This is a genomic window from Nocardioides luteus (assembly GCF_000960475.2).
GTDB classification, from domain to species: domain Bacteria; phylum Actinomycetota; class Actinomycetes; order Propionibacteriales; family Nocardioidaceae; genus Nocardioides; species Nocardioides luteus_A.
This window is the reverse complement of record NZ_JZDQ02000046.1, coordinates 1-15,535: the sequence shown is the minus strand read 5'-3', so window position 1 is coordinate 15,535 and position 15,535 is coordinate 1. Positions and strand designations below refer to the sequence as shown.

The following is a 15,535-nucleotide window of genomic DNA, read 5'->3' as shown; positions in this document are numbered from 1 at the left end:
ATAAACGGGCCGATCCCGGCGCCCTGGTATGCCGGCGCGAGCAAACCTTCGACCACCGTCCGGGATCGATCGAGGAGCGCCATGTGCGGGATCTGTGGGGTGCTGAGCAGCACCGAGACGCCTGAGCCTGCCCTCATCCGGGACATGCTGGCGGCCCTCGCCCACCGTGGCCCCGACGGCAGCGGCTACTACCGCGACGAGCAGGTCGCGCTCGGCCACACCCGGCTGGCGATCGTGGACACGGCCGGCGGCACCCAGCCGATGACCGGCCGCTCCTGCTTTTCGTCGGGAGCAGCTGAGCAGGTCTGGGTCACGTTCAACGGCGAGATCTTCAACCACGTCGAGCTGGCTGCCGAGCTCCGCTCGCGCGGCCACGTCTTCGACACCCGCTCGGACACCGAGGTCATCGTGCACGCCTGGGAGGAGTGGGGGCCGGCCTGCTTCGAGCGGTTCAACGGCCAGTGGGCGCTGGCGGTCTGGGACCGTCGCACGCGCTCGCTGGTCCTCTCCCGCGACCGCTTCGGCGTCCGTCCGCTCTTCTACACCCGCGTCGCCGGACAGCTGCTCTTCGCCTCCGAGGTGAAGGCTCTGTACGCCTCCCCCGACGTCCCGCGCGAGCTGGACCCCGCCGGGCTGGACCAGGTGCTGACGCTGTGGTCGGCGGTCGCGCCGCGCACCGTCTTCCGGGAGATCTCGCAGGTGCCGCCGGGCTCCTACCTCACCTTCCGGGAAGGCCGGGAGGTCGAGCACCGCTACTGGGCGCCGTCGTTCCCACCGGCAGGGGCCGAGGAGCTCACCGACCTGGAGGCGAACACCGAGGCGCTGCGTACGACCCTGATGGCGGCCACCCGGCTGCGGTTCGAGCGCAGCGACGTGCCGGTCGCGGCGTACCTCTCCGGCGGGATCGACTCCGCGGTCACTGCCGGCGCGATCGCCGCCATCCGCAGCAGCTCGACCCCGCTGCACACGTTCTCGCTGCGGTTCGCCGATGCCGAGTTCGACGAGGGCGGCTTCCAGGGCCTGATGGCCGAACGCCTCGGCACCGTCCACCACGACGTCGTGGTCCGTGAGCGGGACATCGCCGACATCTTCCCCGAGGTCGTACGTCACGCCGAGTCGCCGCTGCTGCGGACCGCCCCGGCGCCGATGTTCCTGCTCTCCCGGCTGGTGCGGGAGGCCGGCTTCAAGGTGGTGGTCACCGGCGAGGGCGCCGACGAGGTGCTCGGTGGCTACGACATCTTCCGCGAGGCCAAGATCCGCGACCTGTGGCTGCGCGACCCGGCGGCTGCCGAGGCGGCGGTGGAGCAGCTCTACCCGTGGATGCACCGCTCCCCCAACCAGGCGCCGGCGTTCGCGCGGAGCTTCTTCTCCCGCAACCTCTCGCCCGACGACCTGGCCATGTCGCACCGGCCGCGGTGGGACTCCACCGCCGTCCTCGGGTCGATGCTGCGGCCCGAGATCAGGGAGCTCGGCGGTGGTGCGGCCGACGGGGTCGTCGCCGCGATGCCCGCCTCCGCGACCTCGTGGGACCCGGTCGCGCGGGCGCAGTGGCTGGAGATGACGACCCTGCTGCCCGGCTACATCCTGGCCTCCCAGGGCGACCGGATGCTGATGGGCAACTCGGTCGAGGGCCGCTTCCCGTTCCTCGACCCGCACGTCGCCGAGCTCGCCGGCCGGGTCCCGGCCGGGCACAAGATCCACGGCCTGGACGAGAAGCACCTGCTCAAGCGGGCCTTCGCCGACCTGGTGCCCGAGGAGATCCTGCGCCGGCCCAAGCAGCCCTACCGGGCGCCGGACGCGGCCGCCTTCTTCGCCGGTGGCACCCCGGACTGGGTCGCCGACGTCACCACGGCCTCCGCCCTGGAGGCCGCCGGGGTCTTCCGGCCGGAGCTCGTCCAGCGGCTGCTGGAGAAGGCCCGGCGCACCGGGGGCCGCGGTCTCGGCAACACCGACAACATGCGCCTGGTGGCCGTCCTGTCCACCCAGCTGCTGCACAGCGAGCTGCTCTCCGGCCCGGCTGCCCGGGCGGCCGCGCCGCCGGAACCACTCACCGTCTTCGACACCACTCTCGAGCCCACCGGAAGGACCTCAGCCCAGCCATGAACAACACAGTGACCACCCCAGTAACGAGACCAGCCACGGCGTACGGACTGGATACGCTCCGCTTCGACGAGGAGGCGGAGGCGATCCGGATCGGCGACGCGATCCGCCGCTACCTGGTGGCCAACAAACGCAAGGGCATCGTCGTCGGGGTCTCCGGCGGGATCGACTCGAGCGTGGTCGCCGCGCTGGCGGTCAAGGCGCTCGGCCGGGACCGGGTCTTCGCGCTGCACATGCCCGAGCAGGAGTCGTCCGAGGACACCATCGGGTTCAGCACGAAGCTGACCGACTCCCTGGGCATCGACTCGGTGCTCGAGGACATCTCGCCAGTGCTGGTCGGCCTCGGCGCCTACCAGCGGCGCGACGACGCGATCCGGCGGGTCGTCCCGGCGTACGGCCCGGGGTGGAAGTCGAAGATCGTGCTGCCCAGCGTGGTCGACTCCGACGCGTTCCGGCTCTTCTCGGTCGTCGTCGAGGACCCGCACGGCAACCAGAGCACCCACCGCCTGACGACCGAGGCCTACCTCGAGATCGTCGCGGCGACGAACTTCAAGCAGCGTGCCCGCAAGGCGCTGGAGTACTTCCACGCCGACCGCCTCAACTACGCCGTCGCCGGCACCCCCAACCGGCTCGAGTACGACCAGGGCTTCTTCGTGAAGCTCGGCGACGGCGCCGCCGACGTGAAGCCGATCGCGCACCTCTACAAGTCGCAGGTCTATGCGATGGCCGCCCACCTCGGCGTCCCTGCGGAGATCCAGGCGCGTCCCTCCACCACCGACACCTACTCGCTGGAGCAGTCGCAGGAGGAGTTCTACTTCTCGCTGCCCTACCAGCGCATGGACCTGTGCCTCTACGGCCTCAACAACGGGATCCCGACCGGAGCCGTCGCCGAGGCCACCGGGCTCACCGTCGAGCAGGTCGAGCGCGTCTACCACGACATCGAGCAGAAGCGGCGTACGACCGCCTACCTCCACGCCGCTCCGATGCTCGTCGAGGCGGTCGCCGAGATCGCCAGTCCTGGGTAGATCTCCGTGACCGCTTCTCACCGCGGGGCCGTCGGAACATCCTGAAAGGTGGCATGTCCCCACCAACATCAGGAGGTTCCATGTCCGACACCACACCCGAACCCGGTGAGATCGTAGACCTGTCGCTCGGTCTCTCCGACGCCGAAGCCAAAGCGATGATCGACGCACCCGAGATCGACATCGACGAGGCCGTCACCGATATCAACACCTTCGACGAGGACACCGAGGACGGCGAGGCTGCGGAGACCGCAGGCACCGACGCGATGATCCCTGCCGAGGATCTTCCGGAGGACCTGATCTATGAGTGAGATGCTCACCCTCGACGGCAAGCTGGTCGACTGGAGCAAGCCCCCGAGGCAGACCGACCTGGTGCTGTGGTCACGACTGACCTCGGGCGGCAAGCAGGTCAAGGGGTCGGCTCGGACCATCGCGCACCTGTGCGCGATCGACGCCGCTGCGCAGATGAAGTTCGGGACCAGGATCGTCGTCATCCAGGCCCCGTTCAACACCACCGTGCCTGCCTCCGCGGGCACCCACGACCACGACGCCTGCACCGACCTGCACATCCCGGGTGTGAACTGGAGGACGCAGGAGAAGTGGCTGCGGGCCAACGGGTACGCCTGCTGGTACCGGTTCCCGCCGACGTTCGGCCACCACATCCACGGGTTCACCCTGCCGCCGCAGTCCGGGGTGGTCCGGAGCGACGACTTCCGCGACCTCGGGGTCACCGTGGGCAAGTTCGTCGACGGCGGCTCGACCCTCTTCGGGTCGCTGGTCACCAGCTCGCAGCTGGAGGACTACTACCATCACGCGTTCGGCCTCAAGGGCATGCACGGCGCGAACACCGACGAGGCCTGGCACCCCACCCACATCGAGAAGACGATCTTCGACTATGCGGCGTTCGCCAGGTCGAAGGCCAAGCCCGCCTGGACGCCGAAGGACACCAAGTCGAACCTGGCGATCATCCAGCAGCAGTTCCAGATCGCCGCGGGCCTCCGCAAGGGCAAGCGGATCCGCACCAACGGCGTGGGCTGGATCCAGAAGGCGCTCAACGCCAAGGCCGGCGCGAACCTCGTGGTCAACGGCATCGTGGACAGCGCCACCCTCGCCGCCTGGAAGAAGTTCGAGATCCAGTCCGGTGGAACCGGCGCGAAGACCACGCCGGATCCCAAGGGTCTGAAGAAGCTCCAGATCGCGTTCCGGTTCGTCGGGCCCGAGGCTCACCTGCCCGTCGGTTAGGCGGTTGAATATCAAGAATCGCTGATATAACGTCGGCAGGCATGAGCACACCACCCTTCATCCCTGCCGACCACCTAGGCGCCGTGAACCGCGCGCTCACCACGACGACGCGCGGTGGTGAGGAGCTGCGCATGCTCGTCGTCGAACGCAGCTACGACGCCGACCCGGACGAGGTCTGGGACGCCCTGACCACCAAGGAGCGCATCCCGCGCTGGCTGATGCCGGTCACCGGCGACTTCGAGGTCGGCGGACGCTACCAGCTCGAGGGCAACGCCGGTGGCGAGATCCTCGCCTGCGACCGCCCGAAGCTGCTCTCGATCACCTGGGACTACGGCGACATGAGGTCGTGGGTCGACGCGACCCTGACCGCGGCCGGCGGCCGTACGCTGCTCCGCCTCGAGCACTCCGCCCCCGTCCCGCCGGAGCAGTGGAAGGAGTTCGGCCCCAGCGCCGTCGGCATCGGCTGGGAGCAGATGCTGCTCGGCCTCGCCCTCCATCTCGCCGCCCCCGACGCCGAGAAGATCGACCCGATGTCCCCCGACGTCCTGCCCGCGATGATCGAGCACACCCAGGGCTCCGCCGCCGCCTGGGTCGAGGCCGACATCGCCTTCGGCACCTTCCCCGAGCAGGCCCGCGCCGCCGGCGAGCGCTGCGTCGCCGCCTACACCGCCTTCCCGGAGTAGCCGCTTGCACGCCTTCGACGTCCTCGGCGATCCCGTACGCCGCCGCATCCTCGAGCTCCTCGCCACCGGCGACCTCACCTCCGGCGAGGTCGTCGAGACCATCTCGGCCGAGTTCGGCATCCGCCAGCCCGCAGTCTCCATGCAGCTCAAGGTCCTGCGCGAGCACGGCTTCGCCAACGTACGCCCCGACGGCACCCGCCGCATCTACTCCCTCGACACCGGCCCCATGGCCGAGGTCGACGCCTGGCTCAACCAGTTCCGCCGCTTCTGGACCCAACACCTGGACGCTCTCGACACGGAGATCAGGCGTGGGCGGAGGGAGCGCTCTTCGGAGTGATGTCGCCGGGGACCTGATGTTGGCCGCAGCGGATTCAGTTGGGCGCGGGATTGGGGCTGATCCGAAGAGTTCCCCACGTACAGGGAGGTTCCCCATCCTCCGGAGCGTGGTGAACCTCCACAGGAGTGGGGAAGTGTCCCTGTCAGCGGGGAAACGGCGAGCGTGGAGTCGAGAGAGCTGGCCAGAACGCTCGTGGGGCATCGCGGCGGACGGGTTCAGCGGGATCTGCGACCAGTCGGCGGCGGGATCGTCAGGCCCGACGGGCGGGACCCGTTCAGTCGATCCGACCCCGCCGCCGATCAGTGGTGATCAGCTCGACGTTGATCCCCGCAGCCCGTACGAACGCGATGAGCTCGTCGTCGAACATCTCACCGGGCTGCGGAGGACTGAGCGTACGAGCCCCAGCGACCCGGAGCTCGACCAGAGTGGCCTCGAGATCAGGAGCCATGAAGGCCAGATGGTGGAGACCGTACGCATGCGGCCCCGGAGTCACCGGGGTGATGAGCTTGATGGGCAGTGAGCCGGACTTCTCCAGGAAGATCCCGCGGACCCCGTGGCGGGTGTTGACGACCGGGTCCGTGACGCGGCGGTAGCCGAAGAGCCGTTCGAAGGCCTCGGCGGTGCGGAACAGGTCGCGGACCTGGATGCCGACGTGGTCAAGTCGAAGGTCGGGCATTCTCACCTCGCAGCGGGTCGCCCTCGGCGACCGCGGTGGCGATGGCCATCCGGGGCCCGGGAACGGTGGCGACGCGGACCGAGGTGACACCGGCCAGGGCCGCGAGCTCGGCCGCAGGGCCGTCGAGGCTGACCGCGAGCGACCCGGGAGCATCCTCGAGGACGGTGATCCCGCGCCACGGCAGCGGCCCGGACCATTCGCCGGGACCGAGCGCCTTCCACACGGCCTCCTTGGCGGCGTACCTCATCGCGAAGGCCGTGGCGGGGGTCGTCGCGGCCATGCACTGGGCGATCTCGGCGTCGGTGAACCAGCGCACCGCGAACCCGGAGCCGCGCATCGCCAGGAGCCGCGCGAAGCGCCGGATGTCGGCGACGTCGATCCCGACCCCCTGCAGGCTCATCGCCCACCCATCGCCCTTCGTCCTCAGGCGACCGGACTGTGGGTCGCCACCATCTTGAGCAGCTCGGCGGCGACGGCCTCCGAGCCGGTCTCGTTGAGATGACCGCGGTCGAAGGTCAGGTTCTCGTTGAGCACGTAGTAGGTGCTGCCGTCGTGGCTGCGCTCCCCGGTGCCCTCGGCCTCGACGGCGGCGATGTCGACGAGGCGGCCGGTGGCGCCGTACTTCTCCCGGATCATCGCGTTGTAGCGCTCGCGGGCGATGTTGTCGGCCGGCCCCATCTGGTCGTCACGACCCAGGACCGCCTTCACCTTGGACTTCCAGTTGCGGTCGGCGGTGAGCGGCGCGGTCGTGTAGAGGAAACGTACGTCCGGATGCGCCGCCTCCACCTTCGCCATCATCGACACATAGGCGTCGAAGACCGCCTGGACGTCGGTGGCCGCGGTGATGTCGACGTAGCAGAGCTTCATCAGCGCCACGTCGACGTCCTTGCCGGCCGAGCTGTCCATCACGTCCGCGAACGCGGCGAACTTGCTCATCGGGTCCTCGTTCACCCCGACGTAGGCGTGGCGGAAGGTCGCCTGCTCGGCGTCCGGTGCCAGGGATCCACCCGAGACGTCGGCGATGGCGGGTGCGGACACCGAGGCGTCGGCGTACACCTTCGAGACCCCGTCGAGGATGTTCATCCCCACCGACTGGTGCCCGAAGAGCACCGTGGTCTCTCCCGCGACCCGCAGCTCCGACTCGGACGGCTTCGCGATCGCGACCTGGTCGTTCATCCCTGGACTCCTCAGCAACCATGCTCCGGCCAGCGCGAATGCGACGACCAGCACCCCCGACCACACCCCGGCCAGCAGCTTCACCGACCTGGGGACGTTCCTCACCGACATCCTCACCCCACCTTGACCCCTTCGCAGCCGGCATCGTCGGCATCATCGACGTCGTCGCCCTGACCCGCGCCCGGCTCCTGCGCCAGCCGCAGGCACATCGCTCGTACGTCACGCTTGATGACCTTGCCGTTCGCGTTCATCGGCAGCGCCTCGACGAAGCGGACCACCTCGGGAACCATGTGCTTCGAGAGCCGCTCGCGACAGTGTGCGATGACGTCCGCGCCACGCAGCAGCGACCCGCGCCGCCGCACCACCACCAGCTCGACCCGTTCGCCGGCGGCCTCGTCGGGGACCCCGACCGCGGCGGCGGCGACCACGTCCGGCAGATAGAGCGCCGCGGCCTCGACGTCCTGGCTGGCGATCCGGTGCCCCCACGACTTGATGAAGTCCTCGACCCGGTCGACCACGTAGATGTAGCCGTCCTCGTCGACCTTCGCCAGGTCTCCCGTACGCAGCATCCCGCCGGGCATCTTGCGGGCCGTCGCCTCGGGGTCGTCGAGGTAGCCGGGCGAGATGTTCGCGCCGCTGGCCCAGATCTCGCCGACCTCGCCGGGCTGGACGTGCACCCCGTCGCGGTCGAGCACGCGCAGGTCGACGCCCGGGATGCCCCGGCCGATCGATCCCGGTCGCCGCTCGAGCTCCTCGGGCGGAAGGTAGGAGAGCCGGGCGGTCGCCTCGGTCGCGCCGTACATCACGAAGACCTTCGCCTGTGGCTGTGCGTGCGCCATCTGCTCGACCAGCGCCGGCGCGAGCCGGCCACCGGCCTGCTGGATCGTCCGCAGCGACGGCACCGCCGTGGAGCCGAAGGTGCTGCTGCGCAGCAGCATCCCGAAGGTCGACGGCACCCCGGCGAAGCCGGTGCAGCGCGCGGACACCATCCGATCCACCACCGCCTGCGGGAAGACGAACGTCGGCTGGATGATCATCGCGGCGCCGGCACGCAGATGGGTGTGCAGGAGCGAGAGCCCGAAGACGTAGGTGAACGGCAGCACGACCAGCATCCGGTCCTCCCGCGTGATGTCGAGGTAGCCGAGGATCGAGGTCGTGTTCGCCTGGATGTTGCGGTGGGTGAGCCGCACCGCGCGCGGGTCGCCGGTGGTGCCGGAGGTGAACATGTAGAGCGCGTCCTGGTCCGGGTCGACGTCGACCGTCTCGGGCAGCTCGACCGGCGCCGACCGCGGCTTCGGGACCAGCCGCTCCTTGCGCTCCACGACGACCGGAAGACTCCTGGGCAGGCTCAGCCGCAGCGCCTCGGCCTGGGCGCGTCCGACCAGCAGCGCGTCAGCCCCGACCCATCGCACCCGGGCCACGACCTCCTCGGTCGGCAGCGTGACCGCGAACGGCACCACGACCAGTCCCATCCGGAGCGCGGCGAGATAGGCCGAGACCCAGAACAGCCCGTTGGGCGCCATGATCCCGACCGGCGTGCCCGGCGTCAGACCGAGCGCGGATATCCGCCCGGTGAGCACGGACACGCTGGCTCGCAGCTCCTCGAAGGTGTACTCGCGACCCGCCTCGGCGAGCGCGATCGAATCCTCGGGCGCTAGCTCGAGAAGAAAGTCGGCGGTGTTCAACGTGGCCCGTCCCCCGGGATGCTACGGCCGGGACCGTTCCCGGCAACGGCAACGTCGCACGGCACACCTCGACGGGCCGTGGGGGTCGCGGAAGGCTGCCTGAAATTGAGTACGCGGCCCGGCCATCGCTCGCGACCCGGCTCCGCTGCGCGTCGACTGGTCCCGTGAACCTCAAGCGCCTCGCCCTTCTCGTGCTGCTCGGCGTGCTCGTCGGCGTCACGATCTTCTGGGTGCCCGGACGCTTCGCCGACTCCTCCTCCGGCGCGGACGGCGGGGATCCGGCAGGCGCCTCGTCGTCCCGGTCGGGCTCACCGGGAGCCGACGCGAGCCCGGGATCGGGCGGCGGGTCAGGGTCCGGCAAGAAGTCGGATCCCGAGCCGGCGACCGAGGCGCTGCCGGAGGCGGCCTCGACCCCGACCGAGTCGGGCCTGCCCGGGCTCACCGCGAAGCCGCGTACGAAGCAGGCGGCGCTGATCTCGGAGCCGCTGCCGAAGCAGGCGGTCCGCAAGGGCGCCCTGGTGGCCGGCTACCCGGAGGCCCTGGAGCCGCCGGCCCGGACCAGCGTGGACGTCTCCAGCGTCACGCCCACCAAGGGCGTGCTCCAGGTGGCGCTGACCGCGAGCTGCCGGCGGCCCTGTGACGTACTGCGTCACTTCCGGACCCAGCTCGCCCAGCACGGCTTCGAGGAGGTCACGACCACCTCGGTGGAGAACACCCCGGCGCTGTCGCTGCGCCGCGGCGAGGAGACCGTGAGCGTCACGGTCACCCGCACCGGCCGCCGCAGCGTCGACTTCAGCCTCTACTCCGTCCTCCGCACGAAGACCTGAGCGCCGGTGTACCTCTCTCTCAGCGACCGTCCCGCCACCAGCACCGGCGCCGAGGCGCGGCGATCCGGGGGGCGGGTCTCCCGGACGGTCATCACCCTCGGCATCGTCAGCCTGCTGACCGACATCTCCTCGGAGTCCGTCTCGGCGATCCTGCCGCTCTACCTGACCGCGGTGGTGGGGCTCTCGCCGGTGGCGTACGGGCTCGTCGACGGCCTCTACCAGGGCGTCTCCTCGCTGGTGCGGATCGCGGCCGGGTGGGCCGCCGACCGCACCGACCGGCCGCAGCCGGTGGCCCTGGCGGGCTACGCGATGAGCGCGGTCGCGCGGCTCGGGCTGCTCTTCGCCGGCGGCTTCGGGACGATCTCGGCGGCGATCTCGCTGGACCGGGTCGGCAAGGGCGTACGCACCGCTCCGCGTGACGCGATGATCGCCGCCTCCAGCGACCCGGCGCACCTCGGCCGCAGCTTCGGCGTCCACCGGGCGCTGGACACGATCGGGGCGACGCTCGGGCCGCTGCTCGCGTTCGTGATCCTGTGGCGGATCGCCGACGGCTACGACACCGTCCTGGTCGTCTCGCTCGGCTTCGCGGTGCTCGGGGTGGCCACGATGGCCTGCTTCGTGCCGTTCCGCACCGGGGCCGTCCGCCGGACCGCTCCCCACCGGGAACCGCGCCCCACGTTGCGTTGGCGCACCGCGCTCACCCCCGGCCTCCTCCGCCTGACCGGCGTCTCCGGCGTGCTCGCCCTGCTCACCATCGGCGACGGCTTCGTCTACCTGGCACTGCTCGACACCGGCGGCTTCGCGGCACAGTGGTTCCCGGTCCTCTACGTCGGCACCAATCTCGCCTACCTCACCCTGGCCGTACCGATGGGCCGGCTCGCGGACCGCGCCGGGCGCGCCACGGTGCTCGTCCTCGGCCACCTCCCGCTCGCGGCCGCCTATCTGTGCGCGGCCAGCGGCTCCGGCGCGCTCTGGACGACCTGCGCCGCCGTCCTCCTCCTCGGCGTCTTCTACGCCGCGACCGACGGCACCCTGGCCGCGGTGGCCGGGCAGCTGGTCCCCGAGACCGTACGCGCCAGCGGCATCGCCACCGCCCAGACCGCCGTCGCGGTGGCCCGGCTGGTCGCGGCGACCGGCTTCGGCCTCCTCTGGTACGCCGTCGGCCCCCGGGTCGCGATGCTCGCCGTCTGCGTGGCGCTGCTCGCGGCGATCCCGGCCGGGTTCGCGGTGCTCCGGAGGGCGGCGCGGTGAAGACGGCCTGGGTCAAGCAGCGCACCACCGTCTTCGGCGCGATCGTCGTCCTCGTCACGGCCGGCGTGACGGCGTACGCCCTCTCCGCGATCGCCGAGAACGACCGGCGTACGTCCCGCGCGACCGACGCCACGACCACCTCGCTCACGCAGGTCGAGGAGGGGCCACGGATCCTCTTCCGGCACACCGGACGCGACGCCGACTACGGCCATGTCGGTGCCGTGGCGCTGGCCGACCCCGGCGGCCCCCGGGCGCTCACGGACCTGAGCTGCGACCGGGTCTACGCCCGGGCCGGCTCGGTCTCGTGCCTGACGACCGAGCGGGGTGTGGTGACCCGCTACCGCGCGACCGACCTGGCGACCTCGACCCCGGGCGCGCGCTGGCGCGAGGTCGACGGGGTCGACCTGCCTGGCCTGCCCAGCCGCACCCGGATCTCGCCGGACGGGCGGCTGGTCTCCTCCACCGTGTTCGTCAACGGCGACTCCTACATGGTCAGCGGGTTCTCGACGCGCACCGTCGTCCGCCGGATCGGCGGGGCGAGCTACGGCGACCTGGAGAAGTTCCGGCTGGTCGTCGACGGCCGCCGGGTCGCGCCGGCCGACCGCAACGTCTGGGGCGTCACCTTCGCCGCCGACGACCGCACCTTCTATGCGACCGTGGCCACCGGCGGCCGGACCTATCTGGCCCGCGGGGACCTCGCCGAGCGCTCCCTGACCACGATCGCCGACCACGTCGAGTGCCCCTCGCTCTCCCCCGACGGCACCCGGATCGCGTTCAAGGAGGCCGACAAGGACGGCACCCGGTGGACGCCCGCGGTCCTCGACCTCGCCACCGGGAGACGGACCGTGCTCGCCGGCGAGACCCACAGCATCGACGACCAGATCGAGTGGCTCGACGACGACACCGTCCTCTACGGCCTCGAGCGCGAGGACGAGCCGGTCAGCGACGTCTGGTCCCTCGACACCGAGCCCACCGCGACCCCTCGCGTGCTGGTCCCGGAGGCGGCCTCTCCCGCGGTCCTACGCTGAATCGGGTACGCCGCTCCCGGCCTCCGCCGCGGGTTTCCCGGTCGCGCTTTGCTGAGGACATGACCCTGGAGGAGACCCATGCCGCGCCCCGGATCGAGCCCAGCGCGGACGTCGACGAACGCGCCGTGATCGGCGCCGGGACCCTCGTCTGGCACCTGGCCCAGGTCCGCGAGCACGCCCGCGTCGGCAGCGAGTGCATCATCGGCCGCGGGGCGTACGTCGGTCCCGGGGTCGTCGTCGGAGACCGCTGCAAGATCCAGAACCACGCGCTGGTCTACGAGCCGGCCGTCCTCGAGGACGGTGCCTTCGTCGGGCCGGCGGTGGTCTTCACCAACGACTACCTGCCCCGCGCCGTCAACCCGGACGGCACCCTCAAGGACGGCGACGACTGGGAGGCCGTCGGCGTGACCGTACGCACCGGCGCCAGCATCGGGGCCCGTGCCGTCTGCGTCGCGCCGGTGACGATCGGCGCCTGGGCGATGGTCGCGGCGGGCGCCGTGGTCACCCGGGACGTACCGGACCATGCGCTGGTCGTCGGGGTGCCGGCTCGGCGGGTGGGCTGGGTCGGGCACGCCGGCGCACCGCTGGTCGCCCAGGGGGACGCCTGGCGCTGCCCGCAGACCGGCACGCTCTACGTCCGGCGCAGCAGCAACGAGGACGACGGCCTCGTCGCGTCCTGAGGTCCGCCCGCCGCAGGTTCAGGCGGCCCGCCACTCGGCCTTGTGGGCGATGCTGACCGCCGCGATCTGGGAGGAGACGCCGAGCTTGGCGAGGATCGACTTCACCTGGGTGCGCACGGTCGCCTCCGAGACGACGCGGAGCTTGGCGATGTCGCCGACGGTGAGGCCGTCCATGAGGTGCTCGAGCACCTGCGACTCCTTCGGTGAGAGCTGGGCGAGCCGGCGCCGGATCTCGATTCTGCCCTGCTCCTGGCCCACCCATGCCCGGATCAGGCGCTCACGGTCGTCGACGTCGAGCACGCTGAGGCCGTAGTTGAGCCTGCGTACGGTGCCCAGGATCTCGCCCAGCGGCACCGTCTTGGAGAGCACCGTCCGGGCCCCCGCGTGCAGGGCGTGGCCCCAGCGGGTCTCGTCGGTGGAGCCCGTCACCACGACCACGTCGGCACCGGCCCTGGCGAGCGGCGCGATGAGACGTACGCCCGAGCCGTGCTGTCCCAGATCGAGGTCGAGCAGCACGATGCGTGGCTGGGAGCGCATGATCAGCGAGGTGAGCTTGGCCTCCGACGGCGGCTCCTCCGGCAGGTCGACACGGTGGGCGTCGTAGCCCTCGAAGGTGAGGGCCAGCTCGAGCGACTCCGCGAAGAGGGTGTGGTCCTCGACGATGACCACCTTCACCCTCTTACGCGGCGACACCACTGCGACCTCCCCGGGTCGAGCTGTCGTGCTCGCCGGCCCCGTCGATGCACCCGAGCATCGGGATGCCGAGGACGAAGGTCGTACGCTCGCCGGTCTCGGCCAGCTCGAGGTAGCCGCCCTGGCGCTCCATCAGGTCGCGCGCGGCGTGGAGACCGATGCCCTGGCCGGTGGACCCCGGCCGGCTCACTCCCCAGGCGAAGATCCGGCGGCGCAACTCCGGCGCGACGCCGGGTCCGTGGTCGGTCACCGCGATCTCGACCGAGGTGGTCGCCGGCCCCGCGGCACGTACGTCGATCCGGACCGGCCCGCTGCCGTGCGCCGCGGCGTTGTCGAGGAGCACGTTGAGGGCCTCGGTCAGCTGATCGGAGTCACCCAGCGCCAGCATCCGGCTCGGGTGCCACGCGACCGTGGTGCCCTTGGCCTCGTGGGCCAGGACCATGGCGGACACGACGGCGTCGAGATCGATCACCTCGGCCCGCTGCTCTCCGGCTCGCGGCTCCGCGATCACCGGCTCAGTGGCCTCCTGCTGCTGCCGGCGGACCATCCGCTCGAGCCGCTCGAGCTCGCTCTGCACCATCGCCGCCATCGAGGCCCGTCGCTCCTCGTCGATCTCGCCCGGCGAGTTGAGCAGCGTGGTCGCCGCTCGGACCCCGGCCAGCACCGAGGCAGCCTCGTGCAGCCGGGCTCTTTCCTCGGGTCCGACTCTTGAGTTCGACACAGTTCTCCCTGGTCATCATCCTGCGAGCTGCGCCCTCCCAAGACACAGCCAGGCGGCTGGAAACACCAGGAGACATCGGCTCCGGCGTGAACAGCGCCGTACAGCAGAGTGACTTTACTCAGCGACACCAGCCGACGTATTGCCTCCCTATTTTTGGTTACCAGCCGTTACCGACTGGTGCCTGAAATTGAGGAATGGCGAGCATCTGGGCCCCTGAATCCGGGCTCGACGGGTCACATACTCGGGTGGCCATCCTCGATCATCCGCCCGTGCCGCCGCAGTCCGAGCCTGCGGGCGAGACCCCCTCGCGCGGATGGCGTCGTGCCCGCAAGCCGCTGATCGGGCTGCTCATCTGCCTGCTGCTGCTCTGCGCGGCCGCGCTGACCGGGATCCTGTGGCTCCAGGCGAAGGTGGAGGGGAACATCCAGCGTCTGCCCGACACCTTCACCGGGCTCACCGATCGGCCCAGCAAGCCCACCTCGGGTCCGGCCGCCGACGCGATGAACATCCTCGTCCTCGGCACCGACGCCCGCTCCGACATCCCCACCACCGGCGCCGAGGCGCCCGGCTGGAAGCCGGGACAGGCCCGGTCGGACACGATGCTGCTCGTCCACCTCGACGGCGACCGCCGCTCCGCCTCGGTGATCTCGATCCCGCGCGACTCCTGGGTCGACATCCCGGGTCATGGCAAGGGCAAGGTCAACTGGGCCTACTCCTTCGGCGGCCCCAGCCTCACCGTCGAGACCGTCGAGAAGATGACCGACGTACGCATCGACCACCTCACCGTCATCGACTGGGACGGTTTCAAGGCCCTCACCGACGCCGTCGGCGGGGTCGACATCGACATCCCGAAGACCGTCTACGACTCCGCCCGCGGGGTCCGCTGGGAAGCCGGCCGCCACCATCTCGACGGCGAGCAGGCGCTCCTCTACGTACGCCAGCGCTACGGCCTCCAGGACGGCGACCTCGACCGCGTCGCCCGTCAGCAGGCCTTCCTCCGCACCCTCCTCAAGCAGACCCTTCACCAGGAGCTGCGCAAGAACCCGGACCAGGTCCTCGACCTGCTCAGCCTCTTCTCGAAGCACGCCTCCGTCGACGACGAGTGGTCGACGACCCAGATGGCCAAGCTCGCCGCCTCGCTCCGCAACCTCCGCACCGACGACATCAGCTACCTCACCGTCCCCACGGACGGCACCGGCATGGTCGGCGACCAGTCGGTCGTACGCCTCGACCCCTCCCGCGACCTCGACCTGTGGCGCGCGGTCCGTGAGGACCGGATGGCCGAGTGGACCGACGACAACCAGGACCTGCTGACCCCCGACGTCGTCCGCTGACCGGGAACCCCGCCGAGTCGGCTCGTTCTGACCACATTCCTCGCCGAGTCGGCTCGTTCTGACGAGCCGACTCGGCGGGG

17 protein-coding genes are annotated in these 15,535 nt (G+C 70.8%); 11 read left to right on the top strand and 6 right to left on the bottom strand.

Annotated elements, in window-relative coordinates; all coding sequences use genetic code 11:
• Positions 1-81: 81 nt before the first annotated feature.
• The 6 genes from asnB (at position 82) to UG56_RS24475 (ending at position 5,384) form a co-directional block, all read left to right on the top strand.
• The gene (asnB, locus tag UG56_RS24500; protein ID WP_045547628.1) at positions 82-2,103 is read left to right on the top strand and encodes an asparagine synthase (glutamine-hydrolyzing); all 2,022 of its coding nucleotides are present in this window, start codon (positions 82-84) and stop codon (positions 2,101-2,103) included.
• An 8-nt stretch (positions 2,104-2,111) separates the two neighbouring features.
• Positions 2,112-3,125, top strand: coding sequence for an NAD(+) synthase (nadE, locus tag UG56_RS24495; RefSeq protein WP_256206878.1), 1,014 nt, complete (start codon positions 2,112-2,114; stop codon positions 3,123-3,125).
• 80 nt (positions 3,126-3,205) lie between these two features.
• Positions 3,206-3,433 carry a hypothetical protein gene (locus UG56_RS24490; protein WP_045547626.1) on the top strand — a complete coding sequence of 76 codons (228 nt, stop codon included), beginning with the start codon at positions 3,206-3,208 and terminating at the stop codon, positions 3,431-3,433.
• Positions 3,426-4,364, top strand: coding sequence for a hypothetical protein (locus UG56_RS24485; protein ID WP_143055184.1), 939 nt, complete (start codon positions 3,426-3,428; stop codon positions 4,362-4,364). The genes UG56_RS24490 and UG56_RS24485 overlap by 8 nt, the downstream gene beginning before the upstream one ends.
• Positions 4,365-4,405: 41 nt before the next feature.
• The gene (locus UG56_RS24480; RefSeq protein ID WP_071327303.1) at positions 4,406-5,047 is read left to right on the top strand and encodes an SRPBCC family protein; all 642 of its coding nucleotides are present in this window, start codon (positions 4,406-4,408) and stop codon (positions 5,045-5,047) included.
• Positions 5,048-5,051: 4 nt separating this feature from the next.
• Positions 5,052-5,384 carry an ArsR/SmtB family transcription factor gene (locus UG56_RS24475; protein WP_045547624.1) on the top strand — a complete coding sequence of 111 codons (333 nt, stop codon included), beginning with the start codon at positions 5,052-5,054 and terminating at the stop codon, positions 5,382-5,384.
• 274 nt (positions 5,385-5,658) lie between these two features.
• On the opposite strand, the gene UG56_RS24470 is transcribed toward UG56_RS24475, so the two are convergent.
• Genes UG56_RS24470 through UG56_RS24455 form a run of 4 tightly spaced genes read right to left on the bottom strand, consistent with a single transcriptional unit; the run spans position 5,659 to position 8,921 of the window.
• On the bottom strand, positions 5,659-6,060 hold the full coding sequence (locus tag UG56_RS24470) for a VOC family protein (RefSeq protein ID WP_045547623.1): 402 nt from the start codon (positions 6,058-6,060) through the stop codon (positions 5,659-5,661).
• Positions 6,041-6,460 (bottom strand): holo-ACP synthase, encoded by a 420-nt coding sequence (locus UG56_RS24465; RefSeq protein ID WP_045547622.1) that lies wholly within the window; start codon positions 6,458-6,460, stop codon positions 6,041-6,043. The genes UG56_RS24470 and UG56_RS24465 overlap by 20 nt, the downstream gene beginning before the upstream one ends.
• Before the next feature lie 23 nt (positions 6,461-6,483).
• Positions 6,484-7,341: an SGNH/GDSL hydrolase family protein gene (locus UG56_RS28550; RefSeq protein WP_177191548.1), complete on the bottom strand. Its 858-nt coding sequence runs from the start codon at positions 7,339-7,341 to the stop codon at positions 6,484-6,486.
• An 8-nt stretch (positions 7,342-7,349) separates the two neighbouring features.
• Positions 7,350-8,921 (bottom strand): class I adenylate-forming enzyme family protein, encoded by a 1,572-nt coding sequence (locus UG56_RS24455; RefSeq protein WP_256206876.1) that lies wholly within the window; start codon positions 8,919-8,921, stop codon positions 7,350-7,352.
• 164 nt (positions 8,922-9,085) lie between these two features.
• Between UG56_RS24455 and UG56_RS24450 the strand changes: the two genes are divergently transcribed.
• Genes UG56_RS24450 through UG56_RS24435 form a run of 4 tightly spaced genes read left to right on the top strand, consistent with a single transcriptional unit; the run spans position 9,086 to position 12,707 of the window.
• Positions 9,086-9,748: a hypothetical protein gene (locus UG56_RS24450; protein WP_045547621.1), complete on the top strand. Its 663-nt coding sequence runs from the start codon at positions 9,086-9,088 to the stop codon at positions 9,746-9,748.
• A 6-nt stretch (positions 9,749-9,754) separates the two neighbouring features.
• Positions 9,755-10,999, top strand: a complete 1,245-nt coding sequence (locus tag UG56_RS24445) for an MFS transporter (protein WP_052693269.1) — start codon at positions 9,755-9,757, stop codon at positions 10,997-10,999.
• A complete protein-coding gene (locus UG56_RS24440; protein WP_052693267.1) occupies positions 10,996-12,027 on the top strand; it encodes a TolB family protein in 1,032 nt (343 codons plus the stop codon). The genes UG56_RS24445 and UG56_RS24440 overlap by 4 nt, the downstream gene beginning before the upstream one ends.
• Positions 12,028-12,086: 59 nt before the next feature.
• On the top strand, positions 12,087-12,707 hold the full coding sequence (locus UG56_RS24435; protein ID WP_045547620.1) for an acyltransferase: 621 nt from the start codon (positions 12,087-12,089) through the stop codon (positions 12,705-12,707).
• An 18-nt stretch (positions 12,708-12,725) separates the two neighbouring features.
• Here UG56_RS24435 and UG56_RS24430 read toward each other — a convergent pair whose 3' ends face one another.
• A complete protein-coding gene (locus tag UG56_RS24430) occupies positions 12,726-13,400 on the bottom strand; it encodes a response regulator (protein ID WP_256206875.1) in 675 nt (224 codons plus the stop codon).
• Complete coding sequence (locus tag UG56_RS24425) at positions 13,387-14,121, bottom strand: sensor histidine kinase (protein WP_143055183.1); 735 nt, start codon at positions 14,119-14,121, stop codon at positions 13,387-13,389. The genes UG56_RS24430 and UG56_RS24425 overlap by 14 nt, the downstream gene beginning before the upstream one ends.
• A 245-nt stretch (positions 14,122-14,366) precedes the next feature.
• Between UG56_RS24425 and UG56_RS24420 the strand changes: the two genes are divergently transcribed.
• Positions 14,367-15,455 (top strand): LCP family protein, encoded by a 1,089-nt coding sequence (locus tag UG56_RS24420; protein WP_052693265.1) that lies wholly within the window; start codon positions 14,367-14,369, stop codon positions 15,453-15,455.
• Positions 15,456-15,535 lie beyond the last annotated feature (80 nt).